2 protein-coding genes and 1 pseudogene are annotated in these 2,646 nt (G+C 58.9%); 1 reads left to right on the forward strand and 2 read right to left on the reverse strand.

The features are described from left to right. Nucleotides 1-251: 251 nt before the first annotated feature. Nucleotides 252-1,037, forward strand: coding sequence for a polyprenyl diphosphate synthase (gene uppS, locus ACR65W_RS02425; protein WP_434500229.1), 786 nt, complete (start codon nt 252-254; stop codon nt 1,035-1,037). Nucleotides 1,038-1,278: 241 nt separating this feature from the next. On the opposite strand, the pseudogene ACR65W_RS02430 reads toward uppS, so the two are convergent. Together ACR65W_RS02430 and ACR65W_RS02435 are read right to left on the reverse strand one after the other, a co-directional pair. After that, nucleotides 1,279-2,408: pseudogene (locus ACR65W_RS02430) on the reverse strand (IS3 family transposase); the annotation flags it as partial. A gap of 44 nt (nt 2,409-2,452) precedes the next feature. Beyond that, on the reverse strand, nt 2,453-2,646 hold a 194-nt coding region (locus ACR65W_RS02435; RefSeq protein WP_434500230.1), incomplete at its 5' end, for a hypothetical protein.

Consider the following 2,646-nt stretch of genomic DNA (forward strand, 5'->3'; position numbering starts at 1 on the left):
CCGAGATATTCCTGCGCGACCTGACGTTTGAACTCGACGCTGTAGGAGCGGTGTTTGGCCATCGGCTTTCGTCCTTTGAAAGCCCGGCATAACGGTCAATCGTTAAACGCGTCCCTGTCCGGCCCGAGGGGCCCACTCCAAAGCTGGATCCCGACTCAAAGTTGATTGACAGCAAGGTCGAGCTTGTCGTTTCTTTGAACCCCCAGCGCGACCGCAAAACTGCGCTGATAGATTTTTGGAACTCGACAGTAATGGAAGCTAAAGTTCTGGACTTGGCCCACGCCGACCCCATTCTCGATGCGGCCCCCCGTCACGTCGCGCTTATTATGGATGGAAATGGCCCCTGGGCGGCCGCACAGGGGCTTCCGCTCTTCGAAGGCGATCTCGGCAGCATCGACGCCCTGCGACGCGCAGTATGCGCGGCGATCGAGTTCCGCGTCTCCTATCTTACCGTCTACTTTTTCGCCGCCGAGAACCTGTCCCAGTCGCCCGAAGGAACGCAGGGCCTCCGCGCCCTTTTCCATCAATTCATCCGCAACGACCTTTTGGACCAGCGTAGGAGCAATGTGCGGCTGCGCATCATCGGCGAACGCGCCGATCTTGCTCCCGATATCATCGAGCTTCTCGAGGAAGCGGAACGGCTGACCCAAGCCAATAGCGGTCTGACCTTGGTCATCGCCTTCAATTATAACGCGCGTCAGGAGATCGCCCGCGCCGTGCGGGCCCTTGGAGAACTCGTCGCCCAAGGGCGTCTCTCCATGCAGGATATCGATGCAGGCACCATCGCTACGCATCTCGACACCGCCGGCATTCCCGATCCAGACCTCATCATCCGCACGTCAGGGCGACAGCGGCTGTCGAACTTTTTGCTTTGGCAGGCGGCCTATTCGGAATTCGTCTTTTTGCCGATCCTATGCCCCGAATTCGGTAAAGCCGCTTTCGTTGCCGCCATCGCTGAATATGCGGGTCGCGATCGGCGATTTGGACGCATCAGCCCCTCCGGATCGAAAAACAAGAAACCTCTATGTCAGCGGTAATTCCATGCATCCGCGAGTGCAACTGGAGCCACATTCTAACCTGCGCCAATGACCATTGTTCATCTGGGAATGATGGGCGATTTCGCTCGGAATCAGCGCCTAACGCTGCTAGCACTACAGTTGCATTTTGGTATGAGCGCGCTTTGCTTCTGCCTGATGTGTGGTCGGCCCCCATCGGGTGATCCAGTTCGAATGTTAGTTTAAGAGCGGCATTTGGACCAGCGGCTGAGCGCCCGGCGGAGCTGGCTGGGGGTTGCGCAGCCGGGCGCTCGGGGAACAGAACCGCCGGGGCTGGCGGCCGATATCCCAACGACGAATGTGGCCGCACTTCATTGTAATGACGCCGCCAGCTTTCGATGATGATCCGCGCCTCCTTGAGCGAGTAGAAGATCTCGCCGTTTAGCAGTTCGTCACGAAGCTTCGAGTTGAAGCTCTCGCAATAGCCATTCTCCCATGGACTGCCTGGCTCGATGTAAGCGGTCCTGGCGCCGACAGCGGTTATCCAATCCTGCACGGCCTTGGCGATGAACTCGGGGCCATTGTCCGATCGCACATGGCCGGGGACGCCGCGCAGAATGAACAGATCGGACAGCAGGTCGATGACGTCCGTCGAGTTAAGCTTGCGATTGATCCGGATGGCCAGGCATTCACGCGTAAACTCATCGATGATGTTCAACATGCGATATTTGCGTCCGTCATGTGTTCGGTCTTCGACGAAGTCGTAGGACCAAACATGGTTCGGATGTTCCGGCCGTAACCGAATGCATGATCCGTCGTTCAGCCACAGTCGCTTTCGCTTGGGCTGCTTTGCTGGGACCTTCAGCCCCTCCCGCCGCCAGATCCGCTCGACGCGCTTGAGGTTCACCGACCAGCCGGCGTCGTGCAGCAACGCCGCGATGCGCCGATAGCCATATCGCCCATATTGGAGGGCGAGCGCGATGATGTCGGCGGTCAGAGCCGCTTCGTCATCTGGCGTCCTGGCGATCTTACGTTGCGTCGAACGATGTTGGCCGAGCACGCGGCAGGCGAAGCGTTCAGACACGCCGAACGCCTCCCTTGCGCGCTCAACGCAGGCGCGACGGCGGGCGGGGCTTAAAAGTTTCCCGACGCAGCCTCCTTCAGGATCAGCTTCTCAAGCGTCAGATCAGACACCGCCTTGCGAAGCCGGGCGTTCTCCTGCTCGAGATCCTTCAGCCGCTTGACCTGGTCGCTCTTCAGCCCGCCATATTCCTGCCGCCAGCGGTAATACGTCACTTCCGTAACGCCTATCGATCGAATGGCTTCCGCAACCGAATGCCCTTGCGTCGTCAGCACGTCGACCTGACGAAGCTTCGCGACAATCTCCTCGGGCTTGTGCCGTTTCCTGCCCATCTCAAATCCTCCTCATAGGCTCAAAAGCCATACTTCACGGAGGATCACTTTTCAGGGGGCAGACCATGTGCTCGTCGCCAGAGCGACCAAGCGATAGTGAACTCTGGTCGGATGCGTTTGCGCGCAAGGCGCGTCGCAATACGGCGGATTTCCTGCATCGACCAGCGGATCAGCGGAGTTTCGATTTCACTGCCGGTTTCGTCGCTGCTCTGTAGCGCATTCTTTTTGGGGGTGACCG

The organism is Methylocystis sp., assembly GCF_051062815.1.
Classification (GTDB): domain Bacteria; phylum Pseudomonadota; class Alphaproteobacteria; order Rhizobiales; family Beijerinckiaceae; genus Methylocystis.